Raw genomic sequence first — 16,737 nt, forward strand, 5'->3', positions numbered from 1 at the left:
AAGCAATGACCCTTGCAACGATTGATATCGGAGGGACCGGTATAAAATTTGCTAGTCTCACTCCTGATGGAAAAATTTTAGATAAGACCAACACCCCAACGCCTGAAACTTTAGAAGATTTGTTGGCTTGGTTGGACCAGCGATTGTCAGAACGTGACTACCGTGGGATTGCTATGAGTGTGCCAGGGGCTGTTAACCAAGAAACAGGGGTGATTGAAGGGATCAGTGCCATTCCTTACATCCATGGTTTTTCATGGTATGAGGCCCTTGCTCATCATAAGCTTCCTGTCCACCTAGAAAATGATGCCAACTGTGTTGGACTCAGTGAACTGCTAGCTCATCCTGAGATTGAAAATGCAGCCTGTATCGTGATTGGGACAGGAATCGGTGGCGCTATGATTATCAATGGAAAACTTCACCGAGGTCGTCATGGTTTGGGTGGAGAGTTTGGTTATATGACAACTATCGAGCCTGCAGAAAAGCTCAACAACTGGTCACTACTAGCTTCTACGGGAAACATGGTTCGTTATGTGATTGAAAAATCAGGTCAGTCTGACTGGGATGGCCGCAAGGTTTACCAAGAGGCTGCAGCAGGAAATGCTCTCTGTCAAGAAGCCATTGAGCGCATGAATCGTAACCTAGCTCAAGGATTGCTCAATATCCAGTACCTGATTGATCCAGATGTGATTAGCCTAGGTGGCTCTATCAGTCAGAACCCAGATTTTATCAAAGGAGTGCAAAAAGCAGTAGACGCCTTTGTGGAAAGGTATGAAGAATATACAATCGCTCCAGTCATTCAAGCTTGCACCTATCACGCAGATGCCAATCTCTACGGTGCCCTTGTCAACTGGTTACAGGAGGAAAACCAATGGTAAATTTTACCGGAATTAGCAGTAAACAACAGCAAGCTATAGACTTACTTCAAAAGCATATTTCTCTACCAGATGTAGAAGTGGCAGTCGCTCAGTCTGACCAAGCTTCTATCTCTATCAAGGGTGAGGACGGAAGCTATCAATTGACTTATCGCAAACCTCACCAACTCTATCGCGCCTTGTCTGTGCTAGCAACAGCTTTGGTAGAAGGTGATAAGGTAGAGATTGAAGAACAAGCGGCTTATGAAGATTTAGCCTACATGGCTGACTGTTCGCGAAATGCGGTTCTAAATGTTGCATCAGCCAAGCAGATGATTGAAGTCTTGGCTCTGATGGGTTATTCAATCTTTGAGCTCTACATGGAAGACACCTATCAGATTGAAGGGCAACCTTATTTTGGCTATTTCCGCGGGGCTTATTCAGCTGAAGAATTACAGGAAATCGAAGCTTATGCCCAGCAGTTTGACATGACTTTTGTTCCTTGTATCCAGACCTTGGCTCACTTATCAGCCTTTGTCAAATGGGGTGTCAAAGAAGTTCAGCAACTTCGTGATGTAGAGGACATTCTCCTCATCGGTGAAGAAAAGGTTTATGATTTGATTGACGGGATGTTTGCCACTTTGTCTAAGCTACAAACACGCAAGGTCAATATCGGCATGGACGAAGCCCACTTGGTTGGTTTGGGACGCTATTTGATTCTCAATGGTGTTGTGGATCGTAGTCTCCTTATGTGCCAACACTTGGAGCGCGTGCTGGATATTGCAGACAAGTATGGTTTCCACTGCCAGATGTGGAGCGATATGTTCTTCAAACTCATGTCAGCAGATGGCCAGTACGACCGTGATGTCGAAATTCCAGAGGAAACACGCGTTTATCTTGACCGTCTAAAAGACCGTGTGACCTTGGTTTACTGGGATTATTATCAGGATAGCGAAGAAAAATACAACCGTAACTTCGGTAATCACCACAAGATTAGCCAGGATATTGCCTTTGCAGGTGGTGCTTGGAAGTGGATTGGTTTCACACCACACAACCATTTCAGTCGTCTCATCGCTGTCGAAGCAAACAAAGCCTGCCGTGCTAATCAGATCAAAGAAGTCATTGTGACTGGTTGGGGAGACAATGGTGGTGAAACAGCTCAGTTCTCTATTCTGCCAAGCTTGCAAATCTGGGCAGAACTCAGCTACCGCAATGATTTAGACCGTTTGTCAGCTCATTTCAAGACCAATACAGGTCTACCGGTTGAGGACTTCATGCAACTTGATCTTGCCAACCTCTTGCCAGATCTACCAGATAATCTCAGCGGGATCAACCCCAATCGCTATGTCTTTTATCAGGATGTTCTCTGTCCAATCCTTGATAAGCACATGACTCCTGAACAGGACAAGCCTCACTTTGCCCAGGCAGCGGAGACTCTTTCTGCTATTAAAGAAAAAGCAGGAAACTATGCTTATCTCTTTGAAACCCAGGCCCAGTTGAATGCTATTTTAAGTGGCAAGGTGGATGTGGGCCGACGCATTCGTCAAGCCTATCAAAAAGGTGATAAAGAGAGCTTGCAACAAATTGCTAGGGAAGAATTACCAAAATTAAGAAGCCAGATTGAAACCTTCCACAAGCTCTTTAGCCACCAATGGTTGAAAGAAAACAAGGTCTTTGGCTTGGATACAGTGGACATCCGTATGGGTGGCCTATTGCAACGAATCAAGCGAGCAGAAAGTCGCATTGAAAACTACCTAGCAGGCGAAATCTCTCGTATCGATGAGTTGGAAGTAGAGATTTTGCCATTCAACGATTTCTACGGAGATAAGGACTTCGCAGCCACAACGGCTAATCAATGGCATACCATTGCGACAGCTTCGACTATTTATACGACCTAGAAAAACTCTATTCAGAAAAGAAGTTTCCCGTGAAACCTATTCTTATATAAAAAGTTCTCCACATAAAATAATTTGTGGAGTTTTTTCTATAATTTGTAGTTTAAACTGTCCTAAAAATAAGAGTATACTATTTTTGTAAACGTTATCAAGTTTAAAAATGTGAGATTATGAAGTTTTAGAAAATAAAAAGGGAGGAAATTATGAACAAGTTTTCAAAAACTTTAAGAGATAATTGGATTTTTCTCTTAATGGTTCTACCAGGAACAATTTGGTTGATTTTATTCTTCTACATTCCAGTTTTTGGGAATGTGGTTGCCTTCAAAGACTACCATATGACTGGTGAAGGATTCGTCTACAGTATTATAAATAGTAGATGGGTCGGACTAGATAACTTTAAATTCTTGTTTAGTTCCAAGGATGCCTTTGTCATCACTCGAAACACAGTACTTTACAACCTTGGATTTATCTTTATCGGTTTGGTTGTGTCAGTTGGTATCGCCATTATCCTTAGTGAACTTCGCTCTAAGCAAATGGTTAAAATCTACCAAACATCTATGTTATTCCCTTACTTCCTATCTTGGGTTATCATCAGTTTCTTTACAGATGCATTCCTAAATATCGATAAAGGGCTTATCAACCATACCTTAGAAGCTCTAGGGATGAAGGGTATTAACTTCTACGCTGATGTCAGTATCTGGCCTTACCTCCTCCTCTTCCTAGGTATCTGGAAAGGCTTTGGATATAGTAGTGTGATGTACTACGCAACGATCATGGGTATTGACCCAACTTACTACGAAGCAGCGACAGTGGACGGTGCTAGCAAATGGCAACGTATCCGTAACGTAACCATCCCTCAGTTGACACCGCTTGTGACAGTATTGACCATCCTTGCAGTCGGAAACATCTTCCGTGCAGACTTCGGTCTCTTCTACCAAATCCCTCACAACGCAGGTCAGCTCTATAGTGTAACAAATGTATTGGACGTCTATGTCTTTAACGGATTGACTCAGACAGCAGATATCGGTATGGCTTCAGCAGCCGGTCTCTACCAGTCAGTCGTCGGTTTGATTCTCGTTATCCTATCAAACTTACTTGCAAGACGTGTTGATCCTAACTCAGCACTATTCTAGAAAGGAGGAGCATATGGCAAAAAAAATTCAAAAAGAAAAAATTGATAATGTTGGCATACACTCCTTCAGCAAAAAGGCAGATATCTTCTTTAGTATCATATCTGGTTTGCTGGCCTTCTCTTGTATCTTGCCTTTCATCTTCGTAATCATTATTTCAGTTACAGACGAAAAAAGTATTGTTCAATATGGATATAGTTTCTTCCCTTCCAAGTTTGGTGTAGATGGATTCCAATTCTTGGCTCAGTTTAAAGACAAAATTTTACAAGCGCTCTTTATCTCAGCTTTTGTAACAGTTGTTGGAACTTTGACAAACGTCTTCATCACAACAACATACGCTTATGCCATCTCACGTTCAACATTTAAGTATCGCAAATTTTTTACAATCTTTGCTCTTCTTAGTATGTTGTTCAATGCTGGTTTGGTACCAGGCTATATTGTGGTAACTCAGTTACTTCACTTGGGTGATACTATTTGGGCCTTGATTGTTCCGATGCTTCTATCGCCATTCAACATCATGTTGATGCGGTCTTTCTTCAAGAAAACCATTCCAGAAGCAATCCTCGAATCAGCTCGTATCGATGGTGCTAGCGAGGCGCGGATCTTCTTCCAAATCTGTTTACCACTCTCTCTTCCAGGGATCGCGACTATCACACTTTTGACAGCACTTGGATTCTGGAACGACTGGTTCAATGCCCTTCTTTACATCAAGAGTGACAACTTGTATCCATTGCAATATTTGCTCATGCAAATTCAAAACAACATGGATTACATTGCTAAGTCAGTTGGTATGTCAGGACAGCTTGCGGTTGCCCTACCAAAAGAAACAGGTCGTATGGCCATGGTCGTAGTTGCGACTGTCCCAATTGCGATTCTCTATCCTTTCTTCCAACGCTACTTTGTAAAAGGTTTGACTATCGGTGGTGTTAAAGAATAAGAGGCACTGAGAAACAAGTTTTCTCTACCCTATCTAACTTTTCTTTGTTGAAAAGTAGATCACTAAAATTGTTTTAAATTTAAAAATAAAAAAAGGAGTTTTTATCATGAAAAACTGGAAAAAATATGCTTTTGCATCTGCTAGCCTTGTAGCTTTGGCTGCTAGCCTCGCTGCTTGTGGAAACCTTAAAGGTAACAACCAAAAAGCTGCTGACTCAGCTTCAGGTGACAAAACTGTTATCAAGATGTACCAAATCGGTGACAAACCAGATAACTTGGATGAGTTGCTAGAAAATGCAAACAAAATCATCGGAGAAAAAGTTGGTGCTAAATTAGATATCCAATATCTTGGATGGGGTGACTACAGCAAGAAAATGTCAGTTATCACTTCATCAGGTGAAAACTATGATATCGCATTTGCAGATAACTACGTTGTAAACGCTCAAAAAGGTGCTTATGCTGACTTGACAGAATTGTACAAGAAAGAAGGAGCTGACCTTTACAAAGCGCTTGACCCAGCTTACATCAAAGGTAACACTGTAAACGGTAAGATTTATTCTGTTCCAGTTGCAGCTAACGTTGCATCTTCACAAAACTTTGCTTTCAACGGCCCACTTCTTGAAAAATATGGAATCGATATCTCAGGTGTAACTTCATACGAAACACTTGAACCAGTATTGAAACAAATCAAAGAAAAAGCTCCAGACGTAATGCCATTCGCTGTTGGTAAAAACTTTATCCCGTCAGAAAACTTTGACTACCCAGTTGCAAATGGTCTTCCATTCGTTATCGACCTTGAAGGCGACACTACTAAGATCGTAAACCGTTACGAAGTTCCTCGTTTCGTAGAACACTTGAAGACTCTTCACAAATACTATGAAGCAGGATACATTCCAAAAGACGTAGCAACAAGTGAAACTTCATATGACCTTACTCAAGATACTTGGCTTGTTCGTGAAGAAACAGTAGGACCAGCTGACTACGGTAGCAGCTTGCTTTCTCGTGTTGCTAACAGAGACATCCAAATCAAACCATTTACTAACTTCATCAAGAAAAACCAAACAACTCAAGTTGCAAACTTTGTAATCTCAAACAACTCTAAGAACAAAGAAAAAGCAATGGAAGTGTTGAACCTCTTGAACACTAACCCAGAACTCTTGAACGGCCTTGTTTACGGTCCAGAAGGCAAGAACTGGGAAAAAGTTGCAGGTAAAGAAAACCGTGTTAAAGTCCTTGATGGATACAAAGGAAACACTCACATGTCAGGATGGAACACTGGTAACAACTGGATCCTTTACATCAACGAAAACGTTACAGATGAGCAAATTGCACAATCTAAGAAAGACTTGGAAACTGCAAAAGAATCTCCAGCGCTTGGATTCATCTTCAACACTGACAACGTGAAATCTGAAATCTCAGCTATCACTAACACTATGCAACAATTCGATACAGCTATCAACACTGGTACTGTAGACCCAGAAAAAGCTATTCCAGAATTGATGGAAAAACTTAAATCTGAAGGTGCTTACCAAAAAGTATTGGATGAAATGCAAAAACAATACGACGAATTCTTGAAAAACAAAAAATCATAAGATAGATTGATTTCGTGTATTCATTCCTAAAAGATGCGATCACTGCCTTGTCTGGATTTTTCCAGACGGGGTGGTGATTCTTTTTTTGAGCAAATACATATAATTATCTGTGTTTGAAATCCAGACATTTGCCTTACAAGTAGCGTTGATAATAGGTACATGAAAAATACCATCTACTCCTAAAAATCAGTGCAATTTTTTCTGGATTCGAAATCTTATCAGTCTTGTTTTTTTAGATCATGATTAGTAATTTATTCAAGACAGGCCATGGATATCTTTTTGTTAATTTTTCTTCTTCAAATATTTAATTAAAACAAGATCTGAAAATGGGTCTTGTTTTTTATTTTTCGGTCAAATAAATTGCATTCGCTTTCTTGGGAGAGTATACTGGTATAGTTGAATGAAAATTTCTGATAATTTAATCTTAGAAAAGAGAAGCAAATGTCAAAAGATATTCGAGTTTTACTTTACTATAAATATGTTCCCATCGAAAACGCGGAACAATTTGCTGCAGACCACTTGGCTTTCTGTAAGTCTATTGGCCTCAAGGGCCGTATCCTAGTGGCTGACGAAGGGATCAACGGAACCGTTTCTGGTGACTACGAAACAACGCAAAAATACATGGACTACGTTCACAGCCTTCCAGGTATGGAAGACCTCTGGTTCAAGATTGATGAAGAAAGTGAGCAAGCCTTCAAGAAGATGTTTGTTCGCTACAAAAAGGAAATCGTTCACCTTGGTTTAGAGGATGATAACTTTGATAACGACATCAATCCTCTTGAAACAACAGGTGCTTACTTGTCACCAAAAGAATTCAAAGAAGCCCTTCTTGACGAAGATACAGTTGTCCTTGATACTCGTAATGACTATGAGTACGATCTTGGGCACTTCCGTGGGGCTATCCGTCCTGACATCCGCAACTTCCGTGAATTACCACAATGGGTCCGTGATAACAAGGAAAAGTTCATGGACAAGCGTGTCGTAGTTTATTGTACAGGTGGAGTCCGCTGTGAGAAATTCTCTGGCTGGATGGTCCGTGAAGGCTACAAAGATGTCGGTCAATTGCATGGAGGAATTGCGACTTACGGGAAAGATCCAGAAGTTCAAGGGGAACTTTGGGATGGGAAAATGTATGTCTTTGACGAACGTATTGCAGTCGATGTCAACCATGTAAATCCAACCATTGTAGGGAAAGACTGGTTTGATGGAACACCATGTGAACGCTATGTCAACTGTGGAAATCCATTCTGTAACCGCCGTATCTTGGCATCAGAAGACAACGAAGACAAATATCTTCGTGGTTGCTCACACGAGTGTCGTGTTCACCCACGTAATCGCTATGTTTTAGAACATGAATTGACACAAGATCAAGTCATCGAGCGTTTAGCAGCGATTGGTGAGAACCTAGATCATTCTGAAGTCGTATAATAGTATCAACAGTCCTAAAGGGCTGTTTTTCTATGCTTTTGACTAAAAAATCTTAAATTTGTTTCTGCATCTTTCAGGAAAATGGTGTATACTATATGTAAACGATTTCAAAGGAGACCATTATGGTGAAGACATTTTTTATTCCAAATAAACAAAGTATTTTAGGACAACAGGAGATTCTCACAGCTAAATCAATTTTAGGCTTAGTAGAAGGCCTAGAGTCGCATAGTTATGATGCTGTTTACCTCCGTCAACCTCTTAATCGCCTTGAGTATATCGAGTGTGGAATCGTAGGTAAGTCTCAATTTCTCTTTAAAGTTCGATATCTAGATGCTCAAAAAGGCTATCAAGTAATCATTCCTGACTTGATTACAAGAGCTGACTGGGAGATTGTAGAAGGGCTCTTGCGGGTTTTGTCTAGCAAGGTTGGTGAAGCAGTTGAGGGCTTGGCAGACTTTGATTTGGAAAACTATTTCCAAGAAACGGTTAAGAGCTATCTAGCGGATAAGGCTGCTCGTTTAGGTTTCTGTCAGGGTATTCTATCAACTATTTACTTTGATAAGAAGGATTTAGAAAGCTTCCTAGAAGAAGATGGATTGACACGTTTTGAAGATCTAGTTAAGAGGGTTCAAGGGTCAGATGCTTTTCCTTCCAGCGCTAAATTTTATCCAGATGGTGAAGGTAAGGTGCATGGGGTCTATCACCTAGCTCAGGGAGTAAAAACCATTTTGCCAAAAGAACCGGTGATTCCTGCTCCTTACGTTGAGCAATTGGTAGGCAAGGAACTTGTTTGGGAGATTGATTTGGTAAAAATCTCTGGGGATGGCTCAAAACCAGAAGATTATGAAGCGATAGCTAGACTGGATTACCAAGCGTTTTTAGGAGCTTTGCCAAAAGAACTTTATCAGGATTTAGATGCTAACCAAATAGTGGTAGGACCAATCTTAGGGGAAGATTTTGATAACTTAGTAAAAGGTAACTAGAGGCATAAATGAAAGATATTGGTTTTAAATAATGTGAAAAGGCAGATCGTTTGATCTGCTTTTTGTGTACACAAAAAAATCCTGTCAGAGTGACAGGATTTTATCTTATATAAAAGCAAGGATTCGAAGATAGTCAAAAACAAGAGCCATTTCTGCTAGAAAGAAGAGAAATAGAACACCACCGTTGACTAGGAAAGCTAAAAGAAGGCGATAGAAGGGATCGGTTTGACTATCCTTGCTAGGTCTTGAGATGAAGTAGAGATTGGCCAAGAGAGTCAGACCAATGCTAATCAAGCAAAGCAATGCTGCAAATCGTAGACCATTAAAAAGAGCGAAGAAACTAGCAATACCTGTCAAGAGAACTGGGATAGCCAAGAGTCTGCTATGTGCTTGAAAGGCTCTTTCTAATGTCCAATCACTGTCCTGGTCGACAAAACGTTTGACTACAAATCCACCCATGAGAATTGAAAAGAAGAAGAGACTTGTCGCCACTAGGATGGAGAAGACCGAGAAGAGATTGAGAGACGGGAATTGTTCCATGAAGTGAGCATCGATGCTTGCCATACGACCATAGTAGCCTTGTTTGGCGTGATAAACTGTAAAGAGGAAACTTGTGGCAGAAAAGATAGTTAGGAGCACAAAGGCATTATAACTATGTTTTTTATCTGTATCAATACTTGCTGTTGGCTCTTTGAGAGCACCTTGTAACCAGACCCAAAAATCAGCCAATTCTTCTTTGAAGATTGTAGTTTTTGTAGGGACAGGATCTGGGACAAATGGACTTTCCAAAGATTTGCTAGGCTGAGGTGCTTCCTTAACTAGTTTTTCTGCTTGGTCTGTCTTTGTTGCCAGTTCTTCTTGTTCTTCAGTCTCTACAGGTTCTTCTGACTTGTCTGTATTTTCCACGATCTCTTCGTGTTCGCTATTCTCTACTTTTTCTAGGTCAGCTTCTTGTTCTTCAGGATTGGCTTGAAGGCTTTCTTCAACCACTGGCAACTCTTCTTTTTCTTTTAACTCTTCTTCAGGAATGACTAGGTCAGATGGGTTATCTTTTTTCTCATTGTTGGCTGTTTTCTCGAAATCAGCACTTTCGAACCATTCTTGAGTCATGATGAGACCTCCTTTTTATTTCTTGTTTGAGTAGTAATGATTAACTATTATTCATGATCTCTCGAATTAGGTGAGCGATCCGGTTCGTCTGGAATGTTGATATCTTGACCTGCCTTTGCGACGAGGAGATCTTGCGTATCTTTTTTCTCTACTTTGTAAGGATTTGAGAATTCTTCGTCCCTATTTACATCATTTCCCTGGCCAGGCTTCACTCCTTCTCGAGTTCGATGATAAATAGCTCCGTATTCTGACGAGAGATTGAGATTGATTCGTTCAAGCTCTTTTCTTGATAACATGAGCGATATGTCATTTTCTGCCTCGAATTCTACCTTACCGTGCACTTGGATATCGTCAGCAGAGATATGTTCATGTTCTGCTTGGATACGGCTATCTGTTAGACTGGTTCCAAATACATTGACAATTCCAGTTGTGGTCAGTTGGCTATTTTTAATCTCGCTATTTGTGATACGAAGAAGAAAGCCATTTGACTGAATCTTGGCATTGCTGAGTTTTACATCGGCAATCGAAAGGACACCGTGGTCGACCTGGGCGGTTAGATCTTTTAATTCTCTTCCTTTTGGCAACGATAGAACGACTTCATCATTGCGGCTAGAAATTCCGCTTGCGATAAAGAGGATACCTTGGATACTAGAACCTACAGAACGACGTGTAGTTGATTTGGTGTCAGAAATCTCAAGAGTTTTTTCTTTGGTAGAATGTTGAAGATTTTCTTTTTCAGAGATAGTTGGATGATACTGAAGGCGAATCTTGTCATCGCTAGATTCTCTAATGACTAACGAATGTTCTGTCAGTGACATGTTAAGATTTTCAATATCTTGATCAAAAACGAGCTCTTCCATTCGGCTCTCAAAGACTGGTTTTTGTGACATTGCAAGGAGGTCTCTGATACCGTCTGTTTGGATGCCGATGATCATCATGGCAAAACCAATGATACTAGTAACAACACCAAAGATAAGAAATCCTTTTGTTAATTTACGCATGACTTTCACCTCTCTTTCCTCTATTAAGAATCCACTGAATAAGTCGAAGGATTAGTATTCCAAAGAAACGGGTCACATAGGAAGTCGCTAGCAAGACTAGGGATGAAGCTCCAATAGCTAGCAAACCTCCACCAAAAATCAGCGTAAAAGCAGATGTCGATTCAGCCAGAACGTAGAAGCTTTCAAATAGGAGAACGCCTCCTAGGATTAGTCCAGCTGCTGATACAGCAAAGAAGGCTAAAAGTGCACTAACCGCAGCGATAAAAATCCCGATGATAGCCATGAGAAGACCAATCCCGACTGGAATCCCAATAGGTGCAGCCAGAAGTGCGAGGATTGCGATTTGTAAAACCTGACGGTTGTTCTTATTGGAATTTTCTTCGTTGATTTTTTTATCAAGAAGTGTAGTCAGGATGTCATGGGCAGCCTCTTTTGGACTACCGAGGCTAGCCATGAGTTCTTCCTCACCTTCTGGACCAGCATCATCAAAGAGTTCTTTGAAGTAGTCCATGGCTTCGATACGATCAGATTGAGGAAGCTTCATCAGATAGGCTTCAAGCTGATTCAAATATTCAGTTCTTGTCATGGCGAACGCTCCCTTCTATGATGCCGTTGATAGTGTCAGTGTAGAGTGTCCACTCTTCTCTGAGTACAAATAGTTGCTCCTCCCCAATCTCTGTTAAGGAGTAGTATTTCCGCATCCGACCTTGGTATTCGCGAGAGTATGTAGTCAGGTAGCGGTTGGTATCCAGTTTTTTCAAGATGGGGTAGAGGGTAGATTCCTTGATTTTGGCAATGAGTTTAATGGTTTGACTAATTTCATAACCATAGGAATCCCCTTGTTCTAGGATGGCCAAGATGAGAAATTCAATCAAGGCCGCTGATGTTGGAAAATACATGGGGCACCTCCTTTTTTAGTATGTAAAAATTTTATATATAATTATTCTACACATACATCATACATCTAAATGTAAGCCCTGTCAAGTAATATGTGTAAAATTTTTATATATAAAAAAATCTTCTAGCAAAAACTAGAAGATTAGAGGATTTTATCCGCTCGATCCACCATAAAGAGGGCGACCGTCATGATGATATCAATTACTAGAAGAATCAGTACCGCTGGAACCCAAGACTGGAACATGTTAAAACTGTAACCAAAGAGAGTTGGTCCAAAGGCCGCTAGAATGTAACCACCAGTCTGGGCAAGACCAGATAATTGGGCCGTCTTTTCAGGAGAGCTGGTTTTGATGGAGAAGCAAACCATGAGATAAGGGAAAAGAGCGCTACAAGCAGTACCAATCAAGAGATGCGCTACTAACCAGTAAAGGAAACTCTTGCTCGGGTATAGGAGCATAGCAATTCCAAGCATTCCAGCCAGAGAGATGACTGTCAGCATGATTTGACGGTGACGATTTGATAAACGAGTTGTGAGACTTGGAATGGTCATCGAGAAGGGGATACTAATCAGTGAAAAGATAGAAGCCAGAAGTCCAGCATCTGTATGAGATAGTCCTGCACTGATGGCCATGGTTGGTAGCCAGGTCATACTGGTATAGAAGAGTAGGGACTGCAACCCACCAAATACAATAATAGCCCAAACTTCCTTGTTTTTTAAGATATTCTCTTTCTTTTGTTTTTTCTCACTTCCTCTTAGAAAATGATTGTGACGATGATTGGGGAGCCAGGCAACTAAAGTTAGTAAGCAGACCAAGGATAAACAGAGAATCAAGCCTTTCCAGGATGTTGCCTGAGTAATGGGGACTGAGAGATAGGAAGCAAGAGCCGTTGTAATCCCCATAGAGGTCACATAGATGGTTGTCAGAAAGCCAATCTTTTGTGGGTGATTGGCCTGAATGGCGCTAGGAAGGAGCACGTTAAAGATCGCAATACTTGCTCCGATGAGTAAAGTCCCTAGATAGAGTAAAGGAAGATTAAAGATACGAATCACTGAACCGATGGTCAATACGATAAGACTATAGGTGAAAAGGTGCTCGAGTCCAATTTTTTGAGCCAAACGAGTCGCAAAAGAGGAGAAGAGGGCAAACATCAAGAGAGGGAGACTGGTCAAAACACCAAGTGAACTGACTTCCACGCCTAAACCTTGGGCAATATCTCCCAAAATAGTTGGTAAAGCTGTGAAAGGAGCTCTTAAGACCGCTCCAATTAAGATAATTCCTAGAATAAAAAAGAGTGATCGTTTTTTCATGTGAACCTCAATAAGCTGATTTTGATAGCAGCTTATTTTAATTTTTTTTCCTAAAGATGTCAAGTTGACCTGACGTGATTCGCTACGTAGTCGATAGAAATCATAGTAAAGAAGGACAATATATTTACTAGTTTTTTTCTGGGATTCAAATAAAAATAGGAAAGTCTGAAAAATTGTGATAAAATAGTGAAAGAAAATCTATATATTGGAGAACTACTGTGTCTGAAAATCGTAAATTTAGCGTCCTGATGTCAGTCTATGTTAAAGAAAATCCAGTCTTTCTAGAAGAGGCGGTAGAGAGTATCATACATCAAACGCTCAAACCTAGCGAAGTGGTAATCGTCGAAGATGGTCCGCTGACACCTGAACTGTATCAAGTTTTGGAGAAATTGGAAGCACAGTCAAGTATTCCAATCAAACGTTGTCCACTTGAGCAAAATCGCGGCTTAGGTTTAGCGCTTCAGTACGGTGTCTTACAGTGCCAATATGACGTCATTGCTCGTATGGATACAGATGATATTGCTGTTGAAGACCGTTTCGAACAGCAGTTCGAATTGATGGAAAAAGAAAACTTGGACCTACTAGGTGGTCATATCGCAGAGTTTATCGACCAACCTGACGAGATTGTGTCTTACCGTCGTGTACCGACTAAGCATGAGGATATCATTGCCTACCAACGTATGAGAAGTGCCTTTAATCATATGACTGTTATGTTCAAAAAAGAAATGGTTCTCAAGGCTGGTAACTACGAGGATGGTCTTTATATGGAAGATGATCTTCTCTGGCTCAATATGATTAGCGCTGGAGCTCGAACTGGAAATGTGGATCAAATTCTATGTAAGGTGCGCGTGGGAGCAGGGATGTTTGAACGCCGTGGAGGTCTTCGCTATCTCAAACTCTATCGCCAAGCACGTCAAAGAATGCACGCTCGTGGACAGATTTCTTATGGCGAATATCTGAAAAGTGTTTTAATCCAAGTTGTCGTTGCCCTATGTCCAGGATTTGTGCGACAGTTTATATTTTTGAAACTTCTAAGAAAAAGCAAGTAATTGAAGCTAATTAGATTTTAAAAATTTATCTGAAGATTACTAGAAAATGTGATTCTGTGTAGGAGGATACCATTCACATGAATAAAAAAATAACAGATTACGTAATTGATCTGGTTGAAGTATTAAATAAACAACAGAAACAAATTTTTTGGGGATTTTTTGATATTGCCAGTATGGTCTTATCAATTATTGTTTCCTATATTCTATTTTATGGCTTGATTAATCCAGCCCCGGTAGACTATGTCATTTACACAGGTCTAACCTTCCTTTTCTACCAACTGATGATTGGATTCTGGGGGCTTAATGCTAGTATTAGTCGATATAGCAAAATAACAGATTTCATGAAGATTTTCTTCGGAGTGACTATCAGTAGTATCTTATCTTATGTGATCTGCTATGCTTTCTTGCCGCTCTTTTCTATCCGCTTTATCGTACTCTTTATCCTATTAACAACATTCTTGATTCTACTTCCTCGTATCACTTGGCAGTTGATTTACTCAAGACGTAAAAAGGGAAATGGAGCTGGAGAACACCGTCGTACCTTCTTGATTGGTGCTGGTGATGGTGGCGCGCTCTTTATGAACAGCTACCAACATCCTACTAGTGACCTTGAACTAGTTGGGATTTTGGATAATGATGAAAAGAAAAAAGGACAAAAACTTGGGAAAATCCCAGTTTTGGGTTCTTATGATGATCTACCAGAATTGGCTAAACGCTACAGAGTTGAAAAAGTGATCGTTGCGATTCCGTCTCTAGATCCATCTGAATATGAACGAATCCTGCAAATGTGTAACAGTATCGGTGTAAAATGCTTTAAGATGCCGATGATTGAATCAGTTGTGCAAGGTATCCAGCCTCAAGCAGGTGGTTTCCAGAAAATTGATATCACGGACCTGTTGGGACGTAAAGAGATTCAGCTCGATGAATCACGTCTGGGTTCTGAAATCACTAATAAAACGATTTTGGTAACTGGTGCCGGAGGTTCGATTGGTTCAGAAATTTGCCGTCAAGTCAGTCGCTTCAATCCGGAACGTGTCGTTTTGCTCGGTCATGGAGAAAACTCTATTTATCTGATTTACCATGAATTGATTCGTAAATTCCAGGGAATTGACTTTGTTCCTGTCATTGCCGATATTCAAGATTACGATCGTTTGCTTCAAGTTTTTGAACAGTACGAACCAGCGATTGTTTACCATGCTGCAGCTCATAAACATGTTCCGATGATGGAGCGTAATCCAAAAGAAGCATTCAAGAATAACATCCTTGGAACTTATAATGTTGCTAAGGCAGTTGACGCTGCTCGAGTTCCAAAAATGGTCATGATTTCGACAGATAAGGCTGTTAATCCACCAAACGTAATGGGAGCAACTAAACGTGTGGCTGAGTTAATTGTTACAGGATTTAATCAACGTAGCCAATCTACCTACTGTGCGGTTCGTTTCGGTAACGTACTCGGTAGCCGTGGTAGTGTAATTCCTGTCTTTGAACGTCAGATTGCTGAAGGTGGGCCTGTAACGGTGACAGACTTCCGAATGACTCGTTACTTTATGACCATTCCAGAAGCTAGCCGTTTGGTGATTCATGCGGGTGCTTATGCAAAAGATGGAGAAGTCTTTATCCTTGATATGGGCAAGCCAGTACGCATTTACGATTTGGCTAAGAAAATGGTTCTACTCAGTGGCCATACTGAAAATGAAATTCCAATCGTAGAAGTAGGTATTCGCCCAGGTGAAAAACTATACGAAGAGTTGCTTGTATCAACTGAACTAGTTGATAATCAAGTAATGGACAAAATCTTTGTTGGTAAAGTAAATGTAATGCCTCTTGAGATGATCAATCAGAAGATTGAAGAGTTCCGTACCTTGCAAGGTTCTGAATTGAAGAGAGCAATCATAGCTTTTGCTAATGAAACAACACATGTTGACTAAAAATAGATGAGATATTATCTGCAACTTCTGTTTATGAGAAAGAGCGGATAGTATCTTTTTTTCTAGATTTCGAGAGACTTTCAGAGTTTTTTGAACAAACTTGTTATTATTGAACAGATATGGTAAACTATAGTAAATAAAAAATTAGGGAGTAACTTATGATTAACGCAATTAAAAATTTCTTTAAAGGTTATGTAGATTTTTCAGGACGTTCAACTCGCGCAGATTACTGGTGGATTTGGTTGGCAAACATTATCCTTTCTATTCCTTTCTACATGGCATACGGTGCTGCAATGGCAAATCCAGATAGCGAAGCTGCTATTATGACTTTGGGCTTAATCGGATTTGTCTATCTCATTTTTGGACTAGCAGTTTTATTGCCTGGACTAGCACTGACAGTTCGTCGTCTACGTGATGCTGGTTTCCATTGGGCGCTCATCTTCGTTGCTTTTATTCCAATGGTTGGAGGTATCGCACTTTTGGTGCTCCTAGCTATGCCAACAAAGGACTAACACTAAGTTCAGCTATCTGAAAAAATGCTACAAGAACGAAGAAGTTTCAATCTTGTCGAATAATTTGCTAACACTCCCAGGTCTTTTACTAGATTTGGGAGTGTTCTATAACTGTA

15 protein-coding genes are annotated in these 16,737 nt (G+C 40.5%); 10 read left to right on the forward strand and 5 right to left on the reverse strand.

Features of this window, described 5'->3' with window-relative positions:
• The first annotated feature begins 5 nt into the window (after positions 1 to 5).
• The 7 genes from HMPREF2957_RS04595 to HMPREF2957_RS04625 all read left to right on the forward strand — a co-directional run bounded on the left by HMPREF2957_RS04595 (position 6) and on the right by HMPREF2957_RS04625 (position 8,815).
• Positions 6 to 875: an ROK family protein gene (locus HMPREF2957_RS04595; RefSeq protein WP_070677827.1), complete on the forward strand. Its 870-nt coding sequence runs from the start codon at positions 6 to 8 to the stop codon at positions 873 to 875.
• Positions 869 to 2,749: a beta-N-acetylhexosaminidase gene (locus HMPREF2957_RS04600; RefSeq protein ID WP_004251013.1), complete on the forward strand. Its 1,881-nt coding sequence runs from the start codon at positions 869 to 871 to the stop codon at positions 2,747 to 2,749. Before HMPREF2957_RS04595 ends, HMPREF2957_RS04600 begins: the two co-directional genes overlap by 7 nt.
• A gap of 200 nt (positions 2,750 to 2,949) precedes the next feature.
• Positions 2,950 to 3,879 carry an ABC transporter permease gene (locus HMPREF2957_RS04605; RefSeq protein ID WP_070677829.1) on the forward strand — a complete coding sequence of 310 codons (930 nt, stop codon included), beginning with the start codon at positions 2,950 to 2,952 and terminating at the stop codon, positions 3,877 to 3,879.
• Between the two features lie 13 nt (positions 3,880 to 3,892).
• A complete protein-coding gene (locus HMPREF2957_RS04610; protein WP_025170531.1) occupies positions 3,893 to 4,813 on the forward strand; it encodes a carbohydrate ABC transporter permease in 921 nt (306 codons plus the stop codon).
• A 106-nt stretch (positions 4,814 to 4,919) separates the two neighbouring features.
• Positions 4,920 to 6,404, forward strand: a complete 1,485-nt coding sequence (locus HMPREF2957_RS04615; RefSeq protein WP_004251021.1) for an ABC transporter substrate-binding protein — start codon at positions 4,920 to 4,922, stop codon at positions 6,402 to 6,404.
• A gap of 441 nt (positions 6,405 to 6,845) precedes the next feature.
• On the forward strand, positions 6,846 to 7,832 hold the full coding sequence (locus tag HMPREF2957_RS04620; protein ID WP_004251023.1) for an oxygen-dependent tRNA uridine(34) hydroxylase TrhO: 987 nt from the start codon (positions 6,846 to 6,848) through the stop codon (positions 7,830 to 7,832).
• Between the two features lie 122 nt (positions 7,833 to 7,954).
• Entirely contained in the window at positions 7,955 to 8,815 is an 861-nt protein-coding gene (locus tag HMPREF2957_RS04625) for a DUF4299 family protein (protein ID WP_070677831.1), read from the forward strand.
• 105 nt (positions 8,816 to 8,920) lie between these two features.
• Here HMPREF2957_RS04625 and HMPREF2957_RS04630 read toward each other — a convergent pair whose 3' ends face one another.
• From HMPREF2957_RS04630 to HMPREF2957_RS04650, 5 genes are all read right to left on the reverse strand, one after another.
• Positions 8,921 to 9,925 carry a DUF6574 domain-containing protein gene (locus HMPREF2957_RS04630; protein ID WP_070677833.1) on the reverse strand — a complete coding sequence of 335 codons (1,005 nt, stop codon included), beginning with the start codon at positions 9,923 to 9,925 and terminating at the stop codon, positions 8,921 to 8,923.
• Positions 9,926 to 9,972: 47 nt separating this feature from the next.
• The gene (locus HMPREF2957_RS04635) at positions 9,973 to 10,926 is read right to left on the reverse strand and encodes a DUF4097 family beta strand repeat-containing protein (protein WP_025170532.1); all 954 of its coding nucleotides are present in this window, start codon (positions 10,924 to 10,926) and stop codon (positions 9,973 to 9,975) included.
• Positions 10,919 to 11,512 (reverse strand): DUF1700 domain-containing protein, encoded by a 594-nt coding sequence (locus HMPREF2957_RS04640; protein ID WP_070677834.1) that lies wholly within the window; start codon positions 11,510 to 11,512, stop codon positions 10,919 to 10,921. Before HMPREF2957_RS04640 ends, HMPREF2957_RS04635 begins: the two co-directional genes overlap by 8 nt.
• A complete protein-coding gene (locus HMPREF2957_RS04645; protein WP_006153330.1) occupies positions 11,499 to 11,825 on the reverse strand; it encodes a PadR family transcriptional regulator in 327 nt (108 codons plus the stop codon). Before HMPREF2957_RS04645 ends, HMPREF2957_RS04640 begins: the two co-directional genes overlap by 14 nt.
• 140 nt (positions 11,826 to 11,965) lie before the next feature.
• Positions 11,966 to 13,132 (reverse strand): CynX/NimT family MFS transporter, encoded by a 1,167-nt coding sequence (locus HMPREF2957_RS04650; RefSeq protein WP_004251040.1) that lies wholly within the window; start codon positions 13,130 to 13,132, stop codon positions 11,966 to 11,968.
• A gap of 218 nt (positions 13,133 to 13,350) precedes the next feature.
• On the opposite strand from HMPREF2957_RS04650, the gene HMPREF2957_RS04655 reads away from it, so the two are divergent.
• The 3 genes from HMPREF2957_RS04655 (at position 13,351) to HMPREF2957_RS04665 (ending at position 16,621) form a co-directional block, all read left to right on the forward strand.
• Positions 13,351 to 14,181, forward strand: coding sequence for a glycosyltransferase (locus tag HMPREF2957_RS04655; protein WP_004251041.1), 831 nt, complete (start codon positions 13,351 to 13,353; stop codon positions 14,179 to 14,181).
• A gap of 77 nt (positions 14,182 to 14,258) precedes the next feature.
• Positions 14,259 to 16,109: a polysaccharide biosynthesis protein gene (locus HMPREF2957_RS04660; protein ID WP_004251043.1), complete on the forward strand. Its 1,851-nt coding sequence runs from the start codon at positions 14,259 to 14,261 to the stop codon at positions 16,107 to 16,109.
• A gap of 158 nt (positions 16,110 to 16,267) precedes the next feature.
• The gene (locus HMPREF2957_RS04665) at positions 16,268 to 16,621 is read left to right on the forward strand and encodes a DUF805 domain-containing protein (protein WP_004251045.1); all 354 of its coding nucleotides are present in this window, start codon (positions 16,268 to 16,270) and stop codon (positions 16,619 to 16,621) included.
• Positions 16,622 to 16,737: the final 116 nt, after the last annotated feature.

This window comes from Streptococcus sp. HMSC062D07, from assembly GCF_001814215.1.
In the GTDB taxonomy this organism is placed as follows: Bacteria; Bacillota; Bacilli; order Lactobacillales; family Streptococcaceae; genus Streptococcus; species Streptococcus infantis_I.